Raw genomic sequence first — 19,839 nt, 5'->3', positions numbered from 1 at the left:
ATGGCTCCCGAGGGAACCCATCATAACCCATGCGGCCCTAATGGGGGACAACCGAAACCGGCAGCTCGGCCAACGAGCGCATGGAATTGTTCGCCTTGTAGACCGGCTCGCCGGCCAATTCGATCCGTTTCACCCGGGCCACGAACGCCGTGGTGAGGGCCGCCGCCTCGAGGTGCGCGATATTCATGCCAATGCACAGATGTACGCCCGAGCCGAAGCCGATGTGACCGGCGGTATCGCGCGTCAGATCGAACATTGCCGGATCGTCCCAGCGCCGCGGATCGCGGCTGGCCGCGCCGATGCTGGCCAGCACCTTCTGCCCCTCGCCGAGATCGACGCCCGCCAGGCTCACACAACGGGTCGTGGTCCTGAAGATCGAATGGATCGGCGGATCGTGACGCACCGCTTCGTTGAACGCCGCGCCGGCCCGCGCCGGCTCGGTCGCCAACAGATCATACTGTTCGGGATTTCGCGCCAGGCACAACAACAGGTGGGCTATGCCCCCAATCGTGGTGTCGATGCCGGCCGACAGGAGCGCGCGCACCAGGTTCCACGCCTCATATTCGGTGACATTGCCTTCCTCGGCATATTCATAGACCTTGGCGCCGAACCTGCCGGGGCCGAGCGCTTCCCGTTTGCACCGGTCCATGACCCATTGGGTGGCGCCGGACGAGTTGCTTTTCTCGATCGAGGCGTGGAAATGCTCGTTGAGCGGGCCGAACGAATTGAACGCCACCTCGCCATAGGTAACCAGGTGCTCGCGGCCGGTCTCGTCGACGCCGACCGCATCGCCGAACACCTTGAGAAGATAGGGCTGGACGAGATCCCGGCAGGCATCGAACCGCCGTTGCTCCACCAGCCTGTCGACCAGCGCCTCGGCCTCGCGCGCGAGCATTTCGGAAAGTTCGGCGAGCGCGCGCTTGGACAGGATGCGCAGGATCACCTTGCGCACTTCATTGTGCCGCGGCGGATCGGATTCGATCAGGACCGAAGGATCACGCCAGGGTTTTTCCTTGCTGAAATCCGACAGGCCCACGCCGCGCGAGGAGCAATAGGTCGGCCAGTCCTGCAGTATGGCGCAGACCGCCTCGTGCCGCCCGGTCGCGTAGACATCGTATTGCGGCAGATAGACGACCGGCCCCGCCTCTCTGAGCGCGTCATAATAGCCGTAAGGCGCAATCAGTGTCGCCCGGTCATACGGGTCGATGTCGAGTGTCGGAACCGCTGACTGAGATTTCCGCTGCATGACGGCCGATTATTGTCGATCGGGATTGGCGTGACAATCGCCAAACGAGGGGGCGGAAAGGGAATTCCGGGATGCCCGATGCCGCGCGTAAACTTGATCGATGTCATGGTGAAAATGGATGCCTTGAACGAGCATTCATTCGGAACAGGAATCGAATGACGGGAGCGCAATCGGCGGCCGTGCTAGGCGCCATCGACGATTGTCGATCGCATCGCGCCGCCTCGAGCGCGCGAAAAATTAGGCTTCGCCGTGCGGGCAAGACTGGGCTGGTCCCTGCGGGCGGAATGAGAATGGAGGTCCACAACATGTCGCTCTTGCTGGAACTGAGGCGAATTGCCGCTGTCGCAGGGCTCTTGGCGCTCGCAGCCTTGGGCGTAACGCCGGCTTTCGCACAATCTGCACCGCTGGAATTCCCGTTCGTCACGGAGTGGGCCGGCTCGCCGCACGCGCGGGCGAGCGCCGAGGCGTTCATCCACTGGAACGAAGAGGGCGAGATTCCGCTCGCCTGCGCCAAATGTCACTCGACGCCTGGCTTCCGTGACTTTGTCGGCGCCGACGGCTCCGAGCCGGGCGTCGTCAATCGCCCGGCCCCGACCGGCACGGTCATCGCCTGCGTCGCCTGCCATAATGATGCAACCATCATGATGAGCAGCGTCACCTTCCCGTCCGGATTGACGGTGGAGAACGTCGGCGACGATTCGCGCTGCATGACCTGCCACCAGGGACGCGAATCCACGGTCAGCGTTAACGAGAAGATCGCCGGCATGACCGACGACGAGGTGCAGCCGAAACTCGGGTTCGTCAACGTCCACTATCGGGCAGCCGGCGCGACCCGCTTTGGCACCCAGGCCAAGGGCGGCTATGAGTATGATGGCCAGACCTATAAGGGCTATTACGGCCATAACGGCATTCAACAGCGCTGCGCCGACTGCCACGAGCAGCATGCCCTGAAGGTCAGGTTCGAACTGTGCGCCACCTGTCACGTGGAGGCGGGCATCAAGTCCAGGGCGGAATTGTCGAAGATCCGCATGACGCCCGTCGACTTTGATGGCGACGGCAATGTTGAGGAAGGCATGGCCGAGGAGATCGCCACCCTGCAAGAGGCGCTGCTCAAGGCGATCCAGAGCTATGCCACCGAGGTGGCCAAGACCCCGATCGCTTACGACTCGCACAACCATCCGTACTTCTTCGCCGACACGAATGCGGACGGCAAGGCCGACAGGTCCGAGGCGATCTTTCCGAACCGCTACCAGTCGTGGACGCCGCGCCTGTTGCGCGCCGCCTACAACTATCAGTTCGCGGCCAAGGACCCCGGGGCGTATGCCCATAACGGCCAGTACGTCATCCAGCTCTTGGTGGACAGCCTCCAAGACCTGTCCGGGAAGGCGATGGTCGACACAAGCAAGCTGATCCGGCCGGAATCATAAGGCCGGAGATAAGTCGCTCCGGGGCCGGCAACGGCCCTGGACGACGAACTTTAGAGGGAAGACGAGCGCCAGCCGGAAACGGCCGGCGCCTTTTTCTCGCGTTTTTCAAGCTTTCGCACCGTCAGGCTTCCTCTTGCGGCCGTCCAAACGTCTCCCGCGCCCAGTCGAAGTGGGACCTGTCCAGGGTCACCAAGCGCTTTTCCGCCCGGTGGATCACGGACAGGCGGCGGATCGCCATGCCAAGCTGGGCCTTGATGCGCCGCCAACGGAAACCGGCGGCGTCGAGAACAGTTCCGGGATCGGGGCGGGGCGTCCTATCCGGTGCGGTGCTCGAATCCGTGGCGATGATCGGCGGAAGGCCGTAGGCGGCGCACTGGTCGAGCTGAATGGCGCAGGCCGGCTCCAGCTGGTAGGAGCGCAGGTCATAGCTTTCGCACAGGATCGCGTCGGCAATACCCGCCCTGTGCCGGGTCTTGGCTAGAAGCCTTTCGGCGCCGCTCGGCCACAGCACATAGGCCGCAGCGCCGCTTCTGTCCTGATACATTCGAACCGCGCCGACCCGGCCGGCAACCGTTATCGCGGCCCGGCCCACGAGCTTCCTGCGACCCTTGACCTCCAGGCTCACATGGTCGGCGCGATCCCATGCGGCAAGAGCGCCGAGAACCTCCGGAACAAATGAGGAAAGCAGGGCATCATCCTCGAGCACCAGGGCAGGCTGGCCGCTTTCGGCAATTTTCTGCCATGCGGCCCGATGGCTGAGAAAACAGCCGATTTCGCCTGCCCGCATCGGTCTTTGCCAGCTCTTCCAGATCGGTTTGTCGATCTCATCGGTAAGATCGGCGGCGCTGATCGCCTCAAGCCGCTCGAAGGCAAGGCCCAACCGTGCCATCTGCTTTGTCTGGACGGATAGCCGCTCTGTCGCCGCGGCAAGATTGATGATGATGATGTTCACCCGGAGGGGTTCCCGGTCATATCCCGTGATTTTCGATCTCGCCTGAAAACAGCTTCATATATTGGCGGGTAATGCTCTCTTTGGAGAACTGCCCGGCCAGCGTCTCGCGCCCGCCTTGGACGATCCTCTTCCGCAGCGCCTCGTCGCCTTGAAGCCGTTCGAACGCCCTTGCGAACCCGTCGACATCGTCGATCGCAACCATCAAACCGTTGTCGCCGTCGCGCATGAACCAGCTCGGTCCTTCGCTTCGGGCTGAGACCACGGGGACGCCGACATTCCAGGCCTCGAGTATCACATTGCCCAAGGGTTCGTGCCTCGATGGCATGCAAAAAATGTCGGATGCAGCGACATAGGGCGATGGGTCATCCTGCCAGCCGACAAAATGAATCCGGCTCTGCGCGCCGGCCTGTTTGGCCAGCTGCATGAGATTCTCAGCTTCCTGTCCCTCGCCGATCAGCCACAGATGCACGTTGTCAAGCCGGGCGACGGCGCGGACCACGACGTCGAACCCCTTGCGCGGGACGAACCGGCCGGCCGCCGTCACCAGCAAGGCGCCGTCGGGCGTCGACAGGCTCGAACGGGCGATCTTATTTCCGGAGGTCTTGCGCGGAAAATTGGAGATGATCTGGACCGGTTTCTCCCAACCGAGCTCGCGGCAGCGGCGGCCGATTCCGGGCACATTCCCGACCAGGATGTCGCAATTGCCGAAATGCTTCAAATGGCGGGGAAAATCGCCCATCCGCGCGATCTTGACGGCACCATCGAATTTCTGCATCAACCGGCTCGCCCTAGGCATCCAGGACATGATGGCATTGGGCTTGAATTCACGCAGAAGTCGGCGGAACCGAATCTCCAGAAGCACAGCCGATAGCGAAACGCGGCGATAATGGTTTTCAATGATCTCGCCACATTGCTCGATGTCGCCGCGCCAGCTTCGATTGGGGCGGATGATGAATTTCTGTTCGACGCCGTGCTCGTGCAGGGAATTGACCAAATTGACAAAGAAACGTTCGGCACCGCCGTCCTTGCCAAAATGAGCATGAACCACCTTCAGCGCCATGGCCGTCGCCCAGGAACCAACGCGCCAACCGTTCGGTGATACAGCAACAGGCCGTTATAGTGGAGTTGGAAGGCGATGTTCTTCGCCGCTTTGGCGAGCTGGCCGCGGCCGGATCTTGCCTGGGCCGTCTTCCGTGCCATACCGATCGTGCCGGTTTGTGTCTGCTGATCGCCGACGCTCACCGGCGGCGGTACGACCAGCGCGACTTTGATGCTCTTCTCCCAGAAGAATTTCATGTCCTCGTCGACCGGCCGGAAGAACGGGATCGACTCCCCGACGAGCCTATCCGCCGCCTGCCGCCTTATCCCGTATCCGATCAGGCAGGTCGGAACCCGGTAGGGCATGACGATCCAGTGGTCCTTGGTCAGCGGCCTTTGGCTGATCTGCTTCGACCTTTCCTTGAGCGTGAAAAGCTTAACGACATCCCAGTCGCCATCGTCGCGGGAGACGGCCTCGAGCACTGACTTCAGCTCCGGGGCGGCGTGAAAATCATCCTCGAATATGAAGCCGCCGCCCTCTCCGCTTTCGGCAATCTGCCGCCAGCATTCGATATGGCTCAAATAGCAGCCGATCTCCGGCTTCACCAGTTCGTATTTGAACCGCCGTTTCCCCGCCCTGCGGTCGTATACCCGCGCGGACTCCGCTTCGCTCAACATCCAGCCATTAACCGCGTCGACCCGCGAAAAGCCGATGCCAAGCGCGTCGAACTGCTTGCGGGAACGTTCGAGACGGACTCGATTGTCGCTCAGATTAATGAGATAGGAATGCCACATGTTGTTTGTCGCAATCCGGAGCCGCTCATCCCAGACGTTGTTCGAATGCGATCGCGAAAAAAGACACATCCGAGATCTCGGTGGCGATCAACTCGTCGCGCCTGCGCGCCAGATTCTCCAATGGAGAGAGCGATTTGTTGTAGGATTCCAAGGCCTTCCGACCCTTTACGCCAACGTCGCCAAACTTCGCCCGCCGTCCTTTCAGCGGTCGGTAATAGGTTCTACTGAGCCAGTTGCCCAAGGCGAAGATCCTCACATTGAAAAATCCCGGATCGTTCAACAGACGGTTGAGCTCGACGGGTCCGTACCGCCGGTAGCCATGAAACCGATAGTCATACCAGGACCGTGTCGCCGGCATCAGATGCAGGTGTTTCAGCGTCACCGGCCCTGTCGACCTGAATCGACGGAATATCTCCCGGTCGTGTTCGACATGTTCCAAAACGGACTGCGAAAACACCGCGTTGCGGCCATCCACGTCGATGACATCCTTGCCGAGAACCGCCGTCGCAAAGGCAACATCATCGGCCGCATGCTTCTCCCAATCGGACCGGCGAAGGATATCGAGGCCCTGATATGAGGCGAACTCAACGAGCTTGCGCAAATGCCGCGAATAACTCCCATTGCCGCAGCCCAGATCGATGACGGCGGGTCGATTGCCCAAGAAGGTCCGCGCATGGTGCAAAAGAAAATCATAACATAGCGCCCGCGACGGGCTGACGGTCAGGAGATGGTCTCCGAACGTATACGTCAGCCGCTCGACGTTGAGCTCCGGAGAGTAATATTCTACGGGCCAATTTAAGCTACGGTCTCTATTTAACTGAAACTCAAGAGTTACAAAACCAATATATGCAAGTTTTCCCGCAAGAGAAAGCTTGCCATCTCCGGACAAGCAGTGAAACGAGCTCTTGCGGTCATCATAGAGTGGGTCGAGCATTCGAAACCTTATCGATGCACTCGGCGAATGTGGCTCATTCATTCAACAGCGTTCCAGGTTTCCGTTCGACGCGCTCGTAATGTTCGGTCCTGTCTTGTCGCCGGAAAAGCGTGAAACCAATATCCATAAGATGCTCTTCAAGGTGGCGAACTGCCTCTTCGCCGACGATATGCGGATGCAGCTCGACGATAATCTTGTTGATTGGATCCAATCGGGTCCGCGACAGCAGTTCGACTTCCGCGCCCTCGACATCCATGATCAGCACGTTGGGGCGGAATTCGGCCAGGATCGCGCCCAAGGGATCGCTGGGCACAAGAATCTTTCTGCCGGACCTCCGATCAACGAGGCTCGATGACAATAGATTTTCATCGACGAAAAAGCTTACCTTTCGGCCGTCAACGGTGACCGCCTTCATTCGCAAATTCGGTGTCATCCCGTTGAGCTTATAGTTCTCCTCGATAATCGCTTGCAGCTTGGGGTTCGCCTCGTAGCACAGCATGTTCTCCGGACCGCAGATCCTGGCTGCCACCAGGCTGACCAAGCCTGTCCCCGTACCGATCTCCAGCACACGGTCCGTCCTTTCGACGGCTCGGGCGACCAGATGCCGTTCGGGAGCCTCAAAGGTGCTCTTGAAGAGCGCTGATCGAACCGACCGAACCACCATCTCCGGCCGGGTGCTGACGACAATCCCGTCAATTCGCACAGCCTGCAGATTTCTTAGGCGACGCCAGTGCAGGATCACGTTTCTGAACGGATTCTTGATATAAGCACTCCTTACAAGGGGTGATTTGATCTGCCTGCTGATCACCGCCCCGCCGGATCGAGCGTTCATCGACTGATAATTAGAAGCTTTTTCGCCGATTTCCTAGCGCTATCCGGAACATGCCGCGGCGACGGGCGGGCCGCCGGTTCCGGTGGCGGCACAACGGACACAATCAGTTGCCAAATCTCGTTCCAGGTGTGAAGGTCGAAATTGCGACGGGGGACGCGCTACGCCTCACTTTCGGGCTGCCGCCCGACCCCTGCCCGATTGATGCATCCGGCCATGTCTTGAGGGCATGAGAATTCTCGTTCGGTTCCGATGAAACCCGCCCACCCCGCAGTCTCGATCAAGGACGTCGAAGTCGTCGCGCCCAACTTCAAGCGGAGATTGTCGGGCGTGACGGCGACGATTGTGCGTCTCGTGCCCATACAGGCGCGAGATATCGGAATCGTCAGCTTCGGCTGGGGGTTGCCGGATTTTGTTCCGAAAATCAGCTTGTTCGAACTCATGCGGTTGGGATATCGCCCAACCGCCAAAGGGCGGCCGCGTGTATTCCATGCCCGACGCAACACCGAAATGCTGTTCGGCATTATCCTGAAATATGTCTTTCGGCATAAGTTGCGGTTGCTTTTCACATCCGCGTCGCAACGCGATCACACCCGCTACACCAAGTTCCTGCTTCGCAGAATGGACGGCGTCGTCGCCACCTCAAGGGCGACCAAGGAGTATCTGGAGGTTCCGGCCGACATCATCTATCACGGCATCGACCTGGAAGCCTTCCAGCCGCCGGCGAGCCGGGCCAAGATTCGTGAGAGGCTTGGCATAAGCAGCAAGCACTGCATCGGCTGTTTCGGCCGCATCCGCCATCAAAAGGGTACCGACGTTTTCGTCGACGCCATGATCGAACTCTTGCCGCGGCATCCCGACTGGTGCGCGCTCGTGCTCGGGCGCGCGACCATGCCGCATTTCGGCTTCCGGCGGTCGCTGCAGGACAGAGTGAACGCCGCCGGCCTCGGCGACCGTATCCTGTTTCCGGGCGAAATCCCGTCCCATGAGATGTCGCACTGGTATCAAGCCTTGTCGATCTATGTCGCGCCGCAGCGATGGGAAGGCTTTGGCCTGACCCCCCTTGAGGCCATGGCGTGCGGGGTCCCGGTGGTGGCGACAAAGGTGGGCGCCTTTCCCGAAATCATCCCCGAAGGCAAGACGGGCAATCTGATCGAGCCCGGCAGCGTCGCGGAATTGATATCGGCGGCGGACGCGCTCATGGGCTCAGACACAATTCGCAACAAACTTGCTGCCGCGTGCCGCCAACATGTGGTCGACAATTTCGACATTCGGGAAGAAGCGACCAAGCTGATCGACATCTACCGGAGTCTCGCCGACGAGGATGGTCGATTCTTTGCGCGATCACTGAACTTGGCAGAACCCGGCGACGCCAACGGCTAGAGCGGATTTCATATGAACGAAATCCGCTCCAAGCCATGACGGGCCTATGCAGCGGTCACGATTCGCCGCGGTCGCGGACCGCCGGGCGCCCGAGGCTGACATAGGTGAGACCCGCCTTGTCCATTTCTTCCGGCCGATAGATATTGCGCAGATCGACGATGACGGGTTCGGCGAGTGCGGCCTTCAACTGGCCGAGGTCGAGCGCACGGTAAGCGTTCCACTCGGTGAGGATGGTCAGAGCGTTGGCGCCTTCGGCCGCCTCGTAAGGCCCCTCGCAATAGGTGACGGCGGCGGGCAGCAGCTTTTTCGCCTCCTCCATGCCCTTGGGGTCGTGGGCGCGCACCTTGGCGCCGCGGTCCAAAAGGCCGGCGACAATGTCGAGCGCGGGCGCTTCGCGCATGTCGTCCGTTTCCGGCTTGAAGGTGAGCCCCAACACCGCGATGGTCTTGCCGGCCAGCGTACCGCCGCAGGCTTTCTCGATCCGCTCGACCATCGCGCGCTTGCGCCGGGAATTGATCTCGATGACCGCCTCGATGATACGGCACGGCGCGCCGAAGTCTTGTGCCGTTTGCACCAGCGCCAGCGTGTCCTTCGGGAAGCAGGAGCCGCCATAGCCAGGGCCGGGGTGAAGGAATTTGGGGCCGATGCGCCGGTCGAGGCCGAGCCCGCGGGCGACATCCTGCACGTCGGCGCCGGTCGCCTCGCACAGGTCCGCCATCTGGTTGATGAAGGTCACCTTGGTGGCCAGAAACGCATTGGCCGCGTATTTGATCAGCTCCGCGGTGCGCCGGCTCGTGAACAGAATGGGTGTTTCGTTGAGATAGAGCGGGCGATAAAGCGCGCGCATGACCACGCGCGCATGCTCGTCCTCGGCGCCGACAATGACCCGGTCCGGCCGCTTGAAATCATCGATCGCCGCCCCCTGGCGAAGAAACTCCGGGTTGGAGGCAACCGAAAAATCTCCGTCCGGGCGCGTCTTGCGGACGATGGCTTCGACCTCGTCCGCAGTCCCGACCGGCACCGTCGATTTGGTGACGATGACGGTTCGTCGATCCACCGCTGCTGCGATCTCCTCTGCCGCGGCGTAGACATAGGAAAGATCGGCGTGGCCGTCGCCGCGCCGCGCCGGCGTGCCGACCGCGATGAACACCGCGTCGACTCCCTTCACCGCTTCGCCGAGCGCGGTCGCAAAGGCGAGGCGGCCGGCGAACCGGTTGCCGTTGACGAGCACGTCGAGGCCCGGCTCGTAGATCGGCATCTCGCCCCGGTTCAACCGTTCGATCCGCTCCTGATCCTTGTCGACGCAGACGACCTCGTGGCCGAAATCGGCGAAGCACGCCCCTGAAACAAGTCCCACATAGCCGGATCCGATAACGGCGATTCGCATGGCTTTCCAAACCCGTTACTTTGTCATGTGTGAGCGGGTCGACCGCGCCGTCGCTAAGCTCTCGGTCCGGATATCGAGGGGCGCCTGCGACACATGATGGGGCAACATATGGCAACGCTCGGGGCTTATCCACCGGCTGCCGCCGCGCGCTCGCGAAAGACGAACCAGATATTGCGGAAATAGATGAACAGGCCGCCGGCCTGGCCGGCGATGAACACCGGATCCTGCCGGTAGATCGCGTAGGTCAGCAGCAGCGAGCCGCCGGCGACCGAAAAGAACCAGAAGGCAATCGGGATGATGCTGCGCCTGGCGCGCTCGCTGGCGATCCATTGGACGACGAAGCGCATCATGAACATGAACTGCGCGATGAAGCCGAACACGACCCACAGATCGAACTGGGCCACGAAAACCAGATAAAGCCAGGCCGTAAACAATTCGAACCACTCAGCGAGCATCGAAATCAGTCTCCGTCATTTTCGGGGCGTGCCGGCGCCGCCGCAGCAGCCACCAGACGCCGATAAGGTCCGCCACGCCGATGAGAGCGCGGTCGAGGATGCCGTACTTGGACCGGCCATGGCGGCGCGCGCGATCGACCACGTCGACATGGGTGACGCAATATCCTTCGCTTTGAACCAGCGCCGGCAGATAGCGGTGCCACCCGTCGAAATAGGGCAGCCGCAGAAACACTTCGCGCGGTAGCGCCTTCAGGCCGCAACCGGTGTCGCGGGTGTCATCCTTCAGAACCGCGCTGCGCAGCTTGTTGGCGAAGCGCGAGGCAAGTCGCTTCACCAGGCTGGCGACGCGCCCCGTGCGCTGGCCGGCCGCGAGCGCCACTTCATTGCCGCCCTTGTCGAGCGCATCGAGAAGCGCCGGTATGTAGGCCGGATCTTTCTGGCCGTCGCCGTCGATGGTGACGATCACGTCGCCGCGCGCGGCCAAGATGCCGCTGCGGATCGCCGCGCTCTGCCCGGTCGGGCGCTCGTGCCGGACATGCCTCAGCCAGGGCTTCTGTCCGTGCAGCGCGGCGAGCACTGTGGCCGTATCGTCGCTCGACCCGTCGTCGACCACAATCACCTCGAAGGTCCGGCCGGCGAGCGCCGTCCCGATCTGGTCGACAAGCTCGGGCAGGTTGCCCGCCTCGTCTCGGCACGGCGCCACGACACTGACGGCAGGCGCCGCCCGGCCGCCATCGGCAGCCGACGGCCCTGCTGTCGCCGCGGTCCTTGGCGAACGGGAAGGCATCATTGAATCCTCGGATCATGGACTGCATCACGCCCGGCGAATGCTCTAGCGAGCTTCGAGTGCCTTCACAAGCCCGGCCAGCATCCGGCGCGGTCCGCCGCGGCGGGCGAAAGCGCGGCGGACGACTTCGGTCCGCGCCCTTATGGTGGCGTGCGGCCGGTGTGAAAAGCCGTACCCGATGCCGGCCAGGAAACGCGCCATCCCATAGGCGAACAGACCGCCGAGGGCCAGGCCGCCGACGACATCGCTCGGATAGTGCGCCCGCACCATCACCCGGCTTGCCGCGATCACGAATCCGGCGGCAATGATGGCCGGCCGCCAGCGCGGAAAGATGAGGCAGCCTGCGACGATCAGCGCGCCCATGGTGGTGGCATGGGCCGAAGGGAAGCTTGCATGGTCGTAGCCGGGCCGAAACGGGTGAAAATTGAACGGGTCGACCGCTTCGAAGACGAGAGGCCGCACGCGGCCGACGAACGGCTTGATGATGTTGACGGCGATCCCCGAGCCGGCGACGGCGGCGAAGAGGTAGAAGGCGAGCGCGCCGATTGTCGACCAGGCCAGTCGCGTCGCCCGGTCGACCCTTTGCCAGTCGCCGAAGAGCAGCAGCAGAACCAGAATCGCCGTCGGGATCAGGATCCAGTTCGACTTGCCGAGGCCGGTGATGGCCTGGAATACGTGATTGACCGACGCCGACCGGGAGCGCACCCAAAGGACCGACGGCCCGTCGAGAAAGATCGCCGCCACTAGGATCGATAGCACCGTCAGGGCGGCGATGACGAGGCCGATACGGAGGGAGCGATTGCGCGCGTCGGGCGGCAATGCCGTTCGCTTGCCGCGCAGCCGGCTGACAACCGCCGCGCCATTGCGTCGAAACCGCTCGCCGAGGCGGTACACCAGCCGCCTGCGGTCGCCGGTCTCGGTCATGGCGCGGCGTCCCTGTTGACGTACAGCTCAAGCGTCACCGGCCGCGGGCGGCCGATATTATAGCCGCTGACGGCGCCCTTCTTCTCGACCGAGATGCCGAGGTCCTCGGCCCGGCTCTGGAACGTCTGCAGCGCGCGCAGCTCCACGAATGCGACCCGGCAGCCGCCTACGGCTAGGAAATCGGCGGCGCCATCGCCTCCCGTCAGCGGCGTCCTGGTGCCGGCGGCAAATACCAGGCTCGGCTCGCCGAGCCCGGCGACGGCGAATTCCGGCTCCGAGCAGGAGACAGCCGCACGCCCGGCTTCGACCAGCCGGCTGGCGACGCGAATGGACGTCATGTCGGGGAAGGCGATCCCGAACATGCCGATATAGAGAAGCGTTGCCGCTGCCAGTGACGTCACAACAGACGTCGCCGCCCTCCCCTTCACCGCCAGCAGCCACCAGGCGAGCGTTGCGGCGATGACGGCGCAGAGAAACACGCCCACCGCCGTCGCCGGCAGCCGCCCCTCGAACAGATAGAACAGTATCGGCACGCCGATAGAGAACCCGAGCGGGACGGCGACAATGTTGAAGCCGACGACATGACCGAGCCATCCGCGCACGCGCACCGCCCCCTCGTCGATGCTGGTCGCTGCGAGAATCGCCAGCGCCGGATAGGTCGGCAGAACGTAATGCGGAAGCTTGGTTGCGATGAGTTCGAACACGATCCAGGTCGGCAGCGCCCAGGCAAGGGAAAACAGAATCGCCGGGCGGCGCCCATTGTCGCGGATAAACGGAGCGCCGAGGGCAAGATAGGCCGCGCCGGGCCAGAAGCTGATGAACAGCAGCAGCGCGTAGGTCCCCGGCGGCGCGCCGTGCGACTCCCGGACGCTGAAAACCTTGGCGAGCATGTCGCCGCCGACCGACTCGGCGACGAAACTGCCGCCGGACGCCATCGTAATCGCCACGAACCAGGGCGCGACCAGGGCGGCGGCCCATGCCAAGCCCCGCCATGCCGCAAGACGCCGCGCAAGCCCGCGTCGACCGCCGGCCGCCATCAATATGGCGACGGTAAGTCCGGTGACGAGCAGGATGATCGGTCCCTTTACCAGGATGCCTAGACCGATCGCGGTCCAGAACAGGGCCGCAAGGCCAAGGTACGGCCGGTCGCCGTCTGCGAGCCAGATCCGCGCCAGCGCCCCGTGCGCGAGCAAGACCGTCGCCAGCAGCACGGCGTCCGTCTTTGCCAGATGGGCCTCGACGACAAGCAGCAGACTGGCGGCCATCACGAGGCCGGCGAGAAGCGCCGCGCGGCGGCTGGCAAGGGCCAGCGCCGTCCACCAGGTGAGCAGCGCCGCCGCCAGAGCGCCGAGGAGCGACGGCAAGCGGTAGACCCAGATCGGCGAGGCGGCGCCGTCGCCGACGATCTCGGCCGCCGCCACCTGCAGCCAATAAATGCCGATCGGCTTCTTGTAGCGCGTTTGGTCCTGGAACCGGATGTCGACGAAGTCGCCGGTTTCGAGCATTTGCCGGCTCGCCTGGGCAAATCTGGCTTCGTCGCGGTCGACGGGATCGATGCTGGTCAAGCCCGGCAGAAAGCAGAACAGCGCGACAATGATGATCGCGGCGGTGCTCAGCCCCCTCGAAGCCGCGATGCGGTCGAGGAACGAGACACAGAACCCGCCTCCGGCCAACTCCCTTCGGGGCTGCCCGGCAGCCGGTTGCGCCGGGCCTCCTTCGCGGGTGGAGTTGGTGTGTTGGCCGGTCATCTGGGGTCAACTGGATCGGTCAAATCGGTTCATCCGGCAAGGCGCGGCGCGAAATCATCCCGCTGCAAGGCAATGTTTCCGTCCAATCGCCCTCACGATAACCGCTTGAAAGCGTTGGTGAGCCCGCTCGGATTCGAACCGAGGACCTACTGATTAAAAGTCAGTTGCTCTGCCAACTGAGCTACGGGCTCTTGAGCGCGGCAGCTATAGAGCATTATCCGAACCTAGGAAACCATTTGCCGCGCTCATCCCTGCGCGGATTCGCCGCCGCGGGCAAGATCGGCCAGGGTCTCGCGCCGGAACGCCTCGAACCGTCCCTGCGATATGGCCTCGCGGATACCGGCCATGAGTCCTTCATAATAGGCGACATTGGCCCAGCTCAACAGCATGGCGCCCAAATATTCCCCCGCCTTGACCAGATGATGCAGATACGCGCGGGAGTAGGAACTCGCCGCGGGGCAGTTGCTTTCCGGGTCGAGCGGGCCGGCATCTTCGACATGACGCGCATTGCGCAGGTTAAGCCGGCCGAGCCGCGTGTAGGCGTGCCCGTGGCGGCCCGCGCGGGTCGGAATCACGCAATCGAACATGTCGATGCCGCGGGAAACCGATTCAAGGATGTCCTCTGGCGTTCCCACCCCCATCAGGTAGCGCGGTTTTTGCGCCGGCAACAGCGGCACCGTGAAGTCGAGCACCTTGAGCATCAGTTCCTGCCCTTCGCCGACGGCCAGCCCGCCGATGGCGTAGCCGGCAAAGTCCATGTCCACAAGCGCCCGCGCCGACTCGGTTCGCAGATCCTCGAAGACGTTGCCCTGTACGATTCCGAACAGGGCTCGGCCCTTGGCGCCGGAAAAGCTCGCCCGCGCGCGCTCGGCCCAGGCGAGCGAAAGCCGCATGGCGCGCCCGGCCTCGGCGCGGCTTGCCGGCGAGGCGATGCATTCGTCGAGCTGCATCTGGATGTCGGCGCCGAGCAGGGTCTGGATCTCGACCGCCCGCTCGGGCGTCAGTTGATGGGTCGTTCCGTCGAGATGGGACTGGAAGGTGACCCCCTGGTCGGACACTTTCCTGAGCTTGGCGAGCGACATGACCTGGAATCCGCCGGAATCGGTGAGGATCGGCCCATCCCAGTTCATGAAGCGGTGCAGGCCGCCAAGGGTCGCGATGCGCTCCGCGCCCGGCCGCAGCATCAGATGGTAGGTGTTGGCGAGCACCATGTCGGCGCCCGCCTCCCTGACCTGTTGGGGATAGAGCGCCTTGACGGTCGCCTGGGTGCCGACAGGCATGAAGGCCGGCGTGCGCACGCGCCCATGCCGGGTCTCGATCTCGCCGCGTCGCGCCGCCTTGTCCTCGGCGATAAGCTTGAAGAAAAAGCCGCTCATCGCGCCGCCTCGGGGTGCAGCAGGCAGGCATCGCCATATGAATAGAAGCGGTAGCCCTCGGCAATCGCGTGGGCATAGGCGCGGCGCATGCGGTCAAGTCCGGAAAAGGCGGATACCAGCATGAACAGGGTCGAGCGCGGCAGGTGGAAATTGGTGATCAGCCGGTCGACGGAATTGAAACGGTAGCCCGGCGTGATGAAGAGGTCGGTCTCGCCGGCAAAGGCGGTCACCTCGCCGTCCGGCCGCGCCGCCGCCTCGATCAGCCGCAGCGACGTCGTTCCAGCGGCGACGACCCTGCCGCCGGCCGCCCGGGCGCGGTTGATCTCCTGTGCCGCCTCTGCGCCGATCGTGCCCCACTCAGCCTGCATGCGGTGGTCGGCGGTATCCTCCGCCTTGACCGGCAGAAACGTCCCGGCGCCGACATGCAGGGTCACGAAGACCGTCTTGACACCGCGCCCCGATAGCCGCTCGAGCAGCGCCTCGGTGAAATGCAGCGCCGCCGTTGGCGCGGCAACCGCTCCCTCCTCGCGGGCAAAGACGGTCTGATAGTCAGTCTCGTCCCGTTCGTCGGGCGCGCGGCGCGAGGCGATATAGGGCGGCAGCGGCATGACGCCCGCCGCCGCGATCGCCTCGTCGAGCACCGGGCCTGCAAAATCGAAGGCGATGGTGACCTCGCCGCCGGTTCCCTTGGCGGCGATCGTCCCGTCGAGGGCGCCTGCGAGGCACGCCCCCTCGTCGGCGCCGAATGACACCCGGTCGCCGACCTTGAGTCGCCGCGCTGGCTTGGCGAAGGCGCGCCAGGTCGCCGCGTCGCCGCGCCTGTGCAGCGTCACCTCGATTGCGGCGCGCGCCGCCTCCCGCGTTCGCCAGCCCGTCAGCCGGGCGTGGATCACACTGGTATCGTTGCACACCAGGATGTCGGCGGGATCGAGCAGGTCCGGCAGGTCGGAAAACATCCGGTCCTCGAATTCCGGCGTTGCGCCCGGCCGCACCACCAATAGCCGCGCCCTATCGCGCGGCTCGACCGGGCGCAGGGCGATCCGCTCTTCCGGCAGCTCGAAATCGAAGTCATCGACACGCACCCTGGGTCCCGTAGTCCGAGCCTTTAGGCGACGTCGGCGGCGACGCGCAAGCTGACGATCCTGTCCGGGTCGCTGACCGGCTCGCCGCGCTTGATCTTGTCGACGCTGTCCATCCCCTCGACGACCTGACCCCACACCGTGTATTGGCCGTCGAGCCAGGGGGCGTCGCCAAAGCAGATGAAAAACTGACTGTCGGCGCTGTCGGGATCCTGGGCGCGGGCCATGGCGCAGGTGCCGCGCACATGCGACTCCTCGCTGAATTCGGCCGTCAGTCTCTGGCCCGAGCCGCCGGTTCCGGTCGCGGTCGGATCGCCCGTCTGCGCCATGAAGCCGTCGATCACCCGGTGGAAGACGACGCCATCATAGAAGCTTTCCCGCGCCAGCTCCTTGATGCGCGAGACATGGGTCGGCGCCAGATCGGGCCTGAGCGCGATGACCACCTGGCCCTGCGACGTTTCCATGATCAATGTATTCTCCGGGTCCTGCTGGGCCATCCTGATCTCCTCATCGTTGCGTGACGGTGGGGGCGGCAGCTTCAGCTACCATAGTGCTCGCGCAGCCGCTCGGCGACCAGCGGCGGCACGAATGCATCGACATCTCCGCCCATGGAAGCGATCTGCCGCACCAAAGAGGCCGCGATATGACGCACCTCGGCGGAAGCCGGCAGGAACACGGTCTGGACTTCCGGCGCCATGGCGCCATTCATCCCGGCCATCTGTATCTCATAGTCGAAGTCGGTTCCGTTGCGCAGGCCGCGAAACAGCAAGGTCGCATCCTCCTCGCGGGCCATGTCGACGACCAGCCCGTCGAAGGTGACGACGTCGATCACGGCGCCGCTGTTTTCGGCAATCCCGGCGGTCTCCCGCTGCAGCATCTCGATGCGCTCGTCGGCAGAAAAAAGCGGCTCCTTGCCGTGATGCACGCCGATGGCAATGACCAGCCGATCGACGATGGCGCAGGCGCGCGCGATGACGTCGAGATGCCCGTTGGTCACCGGATCGAAGGTGCCCGGATATAGACCGGTCAAGCGCATGGCCCTACCCGGATAATTGCAAGGCGGCGTTAACGCAACAGGAAACAGCGCCGCCACGTTCCACCGCTTTCCTGCGGCAAGGCGGCGCACTGCGCCGCTGGCGGCGACACCGCCATATTGAAGTCGAATGATTGTGGTCGGACGTTCGCCCCCGCAATCGGGATATGGAGGAATCACTCATGGTCAGGGTTTGGGACCTGTTCGTGCGTTCTTTTCATTGGAGCATGGTTGCCGCGATCTTGATCTGTTTCGTGACCGAGGACGACGCGCTCTTGCTGCACGTCGTGGCTGGATATTACGTCGCCGGGATCATCGGCTTACGCATTCTGTGGGGGTTCGTCGGGCCGGAACACGCCCGCTTCAGCGATTTCCTGTTCCCGCTGGGGACTGTGGTCGCCTATGCGCGCGACCTCATCCGGCTGCGCTCGAAGCGCTATATCGGGCACAGCCCGGCCGGCGGCTTAAGTGTCCTGGCCCTAATGATCACGATCGCCGCGGTCGTGTGGACCGGCCACATCGCCTATCGGGGCGATGAAACGCAGCTCGCCGCGGTGACCACCAGCCTGTTCGCGGCGCCCGCCGCCGCCCGCGACGACGACGAAGAGGACGGGCGCGGAGAGGCCGCCAAGGAGCTGCACGAGGCATTGTCCAACGTGCTGCTCCTGCTGATCGCGGTGCGAGCTATGCGCACCAGGAGAACCTGGCCTGGTCCATGGTCACCGGAGAAAAGCGCGAGAGCCAATAGACGCCATCACGGCGCCCGGCGCGCCAGCGCCAACCATATTCCGCCGCCGATCAGCACCAGCCCCGAGGCGCGGCCCATCATCCGCGTGCGCGCCGGCGTGAACAGGAACGCCCTGCCGGCGCCGGCGGCAACCGCGTAGCTCGAATCGAGCACGCCGCCGAGCATCACCGAGGCCAGGCACATCAGCGCTATCTGCGGCCCCGCCGGAAGCGCCGGGTCGACGAACTGCGGCAGGAAGGCGGAAAAGAAGGCGATGGTCTTGGGGTTTGACAGGGCGACCCAGAAGCCGCGCCAGAAATTGACGCGCCCTGGCGGCGCGATGACCTCCATGCCCTGGTCTGCGTGGCGCCACGCTTGGATGCCGAGCCAGATGAGATAGGCGGCGCCTGCAAAGCGCACATATTCGAACAGCACCGAGGAGGTATGGATCAGCCAGGTCAGGCCCGCCGCGATCATCGCCAGCAACAGGCCGTTGGCGAGCGTCGTGCCGGCGACGGTCAACAGCGCCGCCCGCATGCCCTGGGTGACCCCGGTGGCGACGACCAGGGTGACGATCGGCCCGGGCGACAGGAAAAGCACGACCGCGAGCAGCAGAAATGCGCTGAAGAGCTCCAGATTCATGGCCGCGACATTGCCACTTGCGGGTCGCCCGCGCCAGCGGCAAGGTAATGCTTCACCGCCCACCCTCGTCGTACCGGCGAAAGCCGGTATCCAGGAGCAGCATCGCGTACCGCCACGCGGATTGCCTCCGGCCCCCGACTTTCGTCGGGGTGACGGTGAACGGAATACGGACGTGAACCGATTCTACAAGAGCGAACACCGGCTTATTCGCCATTATTCTCCGCCGCGCCCTCCTCCGCCTCTTCCTCCTCGCGGATATGCTCGACCGAGACCACCCGCTCGCCCTCCGCGGTGTCGAAGACGATGACCCCTTGCGTCGAGCGGCCGATGATGCGGATGCCGTCGACCGGGCAACGGATCAGCTGCCCGCCGTCGGTCACCAACATGATCTGGTCGCCGTCCTCGACCGGGAAGGAGGCGACGAGAGGCCCGTTGCGCTCGTTCACAGTCATGGCGATGATGCCCTTGCCGCCGCGCCCGGAGGCCCGGTACTCGTAAGATGAGCTGCGCTTGCCGTAGCCGTTCTCTGAAACCGCCAGCACGAACTGCTCGGCCGCCCCCATCTCGGCGTAGCGCTCGGTGCCGAGCTCGGCCTCCTCATCGACCTCCTCGCCTTCGAGCGCCGGTTCCTCGACGCTCTCCTCGCCGTTTGCCGCCCGGCGCATTGCCGCGGCGCGCTTCAGATAGGCGGCGCGCTCGGCCGGCGTCGCCTCGACATGGTAGAGCAGCGACATAGAGATGACCCGGTCCCCCTCCGTCAGCTTGATGCCGCGCACGCCGACGGAGTCGCGGCCCTTGAACACCCTGATGTCGGTGACCCGGAAGCGGATGCACTGGCCGAGCGCGGTGGTCAGCAGCACGTCCTGGTCGTCGGCGCAGATATGCACGTCGACGATCGCCTCGCCCTCGTCGAGCTTCATGGCGATCTTGCCGTTGCGGTAGATCTGCACGAAGTCGGCGAGGTCGTTGCGCCGCACGGTGCCGCCCGTGGTCGCGAACATGACGTGCAGTCCCTCCCAGCTCGCCTCGTCCTCGGGCAGCGGCATGATGGTGGTGATGATCTCGTTCTCCTGCAGC

19 protein-coding genes, 1 tRNA gene and 1 pseudogene are annotated in these 19,839 nt (G+C 63.8%); 3 read left to right on the top strand and 18 right to left on the bottom strand.

All coding sequences use genetic code 11. The annotated features are described in order from the left end of the window. Positions 1-37: 37 nt before the first annotated feature. Positions 38-1,246, bottom strand: coding sequence for a cytochrome P450 (locus tag Q8P46_01740; protein ID MDP2618892.1), 1,209 nt, complete (start codon positions 1,244-1,246; stop codon positions 38-40). A 290-nt stretch (positions 1,247-1,536) separates the two neighbouring features. On the opposite strand from Q8P46_01740, the gene Q8P46_01735 reads away from it, so the two are divergent. Continuing rightward, positions 1,537-2,673 (top strand): cytochrome c3 family protein, encoded by a 1,137-nt coding sequence (locus Q8P46_01735; GenBank protein ID MDP2618891.1) that lies wholly within the window; start codon positions 1,537-1,539, stop codon positions 2,671-2,673. Positions 2,674-2,794: 121 nt separating this feature from the next. Here Q8P46_01735 and Q8P46_01730 read toward each other — a convergent pair whose 3' ends face one another. Genes Q8P46_01730 through Q8P46_01710 form a run of 5 tightly spaced genes read right to left on the bottom strand, consistent with a single transcriptional unit; the run spans position 2,795 to position 7,224 of the window. Continuing rightward, positions 2,795-3,625, bottom strand: a complete 831-nt coding sequence (locus tag Q8P46_01730; GenBank protein MDP2618890.1) for a glycosyltransferase family 25 protein — start codon at positions 3,623-3,625, stop codon at positions 2,795-2,797. A gap of 16 nt (positions 3,626-3,641) precedes the next feature. Further along, complete coding sequence (locus Q8P46_01725; protein ID MDP2618889.1) at positions 3,642-4,679, bottom strand: glycosyltransferase; 1,038 nt, start codon at positions 4,677-4,679, stop codon at positions 3,642-3,644. Further along, the gene (locus Q8P46_01720) at positions 4,676-5,458 is read right to left on the bottom strand and encodes a glycosyltransferase family 25 protein (GenBank protein MDP2618888.1); all 783 of its coding nucleotides are present in this window, start codon (positions 5,456-5,458) and stop codon (positions 4,676-4,678) included. Before Q8P46_01720 ends, Q8P46_01725 begins: the two co-directional genes overlap by 4 nt. 25 nt (positions 5,459-5,483) lie before the next feature. Further along, on the bottom strand, positions 5,484-6,392 hold the full coding sequence (locus tag Q8P46_01715; protein MDP2618887.1) for a class I SAM-dependent methyltransferase: 909 nt from the start codon (positions 6,390-6,392) through the stop codon (positions 5,484-5,486). Positions 6,393-6,426: 34 nt separating this feature from the next. After that, a complete protein-coding gene (locus Q8P46_01710; GenBank protein ID MDP2618886.1) occupies positions 6,427-7,224 on the bottom strand; it encodes an FkbM family methyltransferase in 798 nt (265 codons plus the stop codon). 327 nt (positions 7,225-7,551) lie between these two features. Between Q8P46_01710 and Q8P46_01705 the strand changes: the two genes are divergently transcribed. Continuing rightward, the gene (locus Q8P46_01705) at positions 7,552-8,604 is read left to right on the top strand and encodes a glycosyltransferase family 4 protein (GenBank protein MDP2618885.1); all 1,053 of its coding nucleotides are present in this window, start codon (positions 7,552-7,554) and stop codon (positions 8,602-8,604) included. 55 nt (positions 8,605-8,659) lie between these two features. Here the strand turns inward: Q8P46_01705 and Q8P46_01700 are convergent, their stop codons facing one another. From Q8P46_01700 to coaD, 10 genes are all read right to left on the bottom strand, one after another. After that, positions 8,660-9,991, bottom strand: a complete 1,332-nt coding sequence (locus tag Q8P46_01700) for a UDP-glucose/GDP-mannose dehydrogenase family protein (GenBank protein MDP2618884.1) — start codon at positions 9,989-9,991, stop codon at positions 8,660-8,662. Positions 9,992-10,116: 125 nt separating this feature from the next. Continuing rightward, positions 10,117-10,446: a lipid-A-disaccharide synthase N-terminal domain-containing protein gene (locus Q8P46_01695; GenBank protein ID MDP2618883.1), complete on the bottom strand. Its 330-nt coding sequence runs from the start codon at positions 10,444-10,446 to the stop codon at positions 10,117-10,119. Beyond that, on the bottom strand, positions 10,436-11,236 hold the full coding sequence (locus tag Q8P46_01690) for a glycosyltransferase family 2 protein (GenBank protein ID MDP2618882.1): 801 nt from the start codon (positions 11,234-11,236) through the stop codon (positions 10,436-10,438). Before Q8P46_01690 ends, Q8P46_01695 begins: the two co-directional genes overlap by 11 nt. A 42-nt stretch (positions 11,237-11,278) precedes the next feature. Beyond that, positions 11,279-12,157 carry a phosphatase PAP2 family protein gene (locus Q8P46_01685; GenBank protein MDP2618881.1) on the bottom strand — a complete coding sequence of 293 codons (879 nt, stop codon included), beginning with the start codon at positions 12,155-12,157 and terminating at the stop codon, positions 11,279-11,281. After that, the gene (locus Q8P46_01680; protein ID MDP2618880.1) at positions 12,154-13,830 is read right to left on the bottom strand and encodes a glycosyltransferase family 39 protein; all 1,677 of its coding nucleotides are present in this window, start codon (positions 13,828-13,830) and stop codon (positions 12,154-12,156) included. Before Q8P46_01680 ends, Q8P46_01685 begins: the two co-directional genes overlap by 4 nt. A 190-nt stretch (positions 13,831-14,020) precedes the next feature. Then, positions 14,021-14,096: transfer RNA gene (locus tag Q8P46_01675), tRNA-Lys, on the bottom strand. Between the two features lie 54 nt (positions 14,097-14,150). Further along, on the bottom strand, positions 14,151-15,281 hold the full coding sequence (gene tgt / locus Q8P46_01670) for a tRNA guanosine(34) transglycosylase Tgt (protein ID MDP2618879.1): 1,131 nt from the start codon (positions 15,279-15,281) through the stop codon (positions 14,151-14,153). Continuing rightward, positions 15,278-16,363, bottom strand: a complete 1,086-nt coding sequence (gene queA / locus Q8P46_01665) for a tRNA preQ1(34) S-adenosylmethionine ribosyltransferase-isomerase QueA (GenBank protein ID MDP2618878.1) — start codon at positions 16,361-16,363, stop codon at positions 15,278-15,280. Before queA ends, tgt begins: the two co-directional genes overlap by 4 nt. 23 nt (positions 16,364-16,386) lie before the next feature. Next, positions 16,387-16,857 (bottom strand): peptidylprolyl isomerase, encoded by a 471-nt coding sequence (locus Q8P46_01660; GenBank protein MDP2618877.1) that lies wholly within the window; start codon positions 16,855-16,857, stop codon positions 16,387-16,389. Between the two features lie 41 nt (positions 16,858-16,898). Next, positions 16,899-17,396, bottom strand: a complete 498-nt coding sequence (gene coaD, locus Q8P46_01655; protein MDP2618876.1) for a pantetheine-phosphate adenylyltransferase — start codon at positions 17,394-17,396, stop codon at positions 16,899-16,901. A gap of 179 nt (positions 17,397-17,575) precedes the next feature. Between coaD and Q8P46_01650 the strand changes: the two are divergent. Next, a pseudogene (locus tag Q8P46_01650) lies at positions 17,576-18,061 on the top strand (cytochrome b/b6 domain-containing protein). Between the two features lie 86 nt (positions 18,062-18,147). On the opposite strand, the gene Q8P46_01645 reads toward Q8P46_01650, so the two are convergent. Both Q8P46_01645 and Q8P46_01640 read right to left on the bottom strand, forming a co-directional pair. Continuing rightward, positions 18,148-18,762 (bottom strand): LysE family translocator, encoded by a 615-nt coding sequence (locus Q8P46_01645; GenBank protein MDP2618875.1) that lies wholly within the window; start codon positions 18,760-18,762, stop codon positions 18,148-18,150. Positions 18,763-18,965: 203 nt separating this feature from the next. Then, on the bottom strand, positions 18,966-19,839 hold an 874-nt coding region (locus Q8P46_01640), incomplete at its 5' end, for a DNA gyrase C-terminal beta-propeller domain-containing protein (GenBank protein MDP2618874.1).

Source organism: Hyphomicrobiales bacterium, assembly GCA_030688605.1.
GTDB lineage: Bacteria > Pseudomonadota > Alphaproteobacteria > Rhizobiales > NORP267 > JAUYJB01.
The sequence above is the reverse complement of the archived record's forward strand: the minus strand, read 5'-3'. Positions and strand labels throughout refer to the sequence as shown.

Coding starts and splice junctions, on each gene's coding strand:
- Q8P46_01695 (MDP2618883.1), bottom strand. CDS start 10,446: ATGCTCGCTGAGTGGTTCGAATTGTTTACGGCCTGGCTTTATCTGGTT.
- Q8P46_01715 (MDP2618887.1), bottom strand. CDS start 6,392: ATGCTCGACCCACTCTATGATGACCGCAAGAGCTCGTTTCACTGCTTG.
- Q8P46_01735 (MDP2618891.1), top strand. CDS start 1,537: ATGGAGGTCCACAACATGTCGCTCTTGCTGGAACTGAGGCGAATTGCC.
- coaD (MDP2618876.1), bottom strand. CDS start 17,396: ATGCGCTTGACCGGTCTATATCCGGGCACCTTCGATCCGGTGACCAAC.
- tgt (MDP2618879.1), bottom strand. CDS start 15,281: ATGAGCGGCTTTTTCTTCAAGCTTATCGCCGAGGACAAGGCGGCGCGA.
- Q8P46_01720 (MDP2618888.1), bottom strand. CDS start 5,458: ATGTGGCATTCCTATCTCATTAATCTGAGCGACAATCGAGTCCGTCTC.
- Q8P46_01700 (MDP2618884.1), bottom strand. CDS start 9,991: ATGCGAATCGCCGTTATCGGATCCGGCTATGTGGGACTTGTTTCAGGG.
- Q8P46_01740 (MDP2618892.1), bottom strand. CDS start 1,246: ATGCAGCGGAAATCTCAGTCAGCGGTTCCGACACTCGACATCGACCCG.
- Q8P46_01690 (MDP2618882.1), bottom strand. CDS start 11,236: ATGATGCCTTCCCGTTCGCCAAGGACCGCGGCGACAGCAGGGCCGTCG.
- Q8P46_01645 (MDP2618875.1), bottom strand. CDS start 18,762: ATGAATCTGGAGCTCTTCAGCGCATTTCTGCTGCTCGCGGTCGTGCTT.
- Q8P46_01685 (MDP2618881.1), bottom strand. CDS start 12,157: ATGACCGAGACCGGCGACCGCAGGCGGCTGGTGTACCGCCTCGGCGAG.
- Q8P46_01710 (MDP2618886.1), bottom strand. CDS start 7,224: ATGAACGCTCGATCCGGCGGGGCGGTGATCAGCAGGCAGATCAAATCA.
- Q8P46_01660 (MDP2618877.1), bottom strand. CDS start 16,857: ATGGCCCAGCAGGACCCGGAGAATACATTGATCATGGAAACGTCGCAG.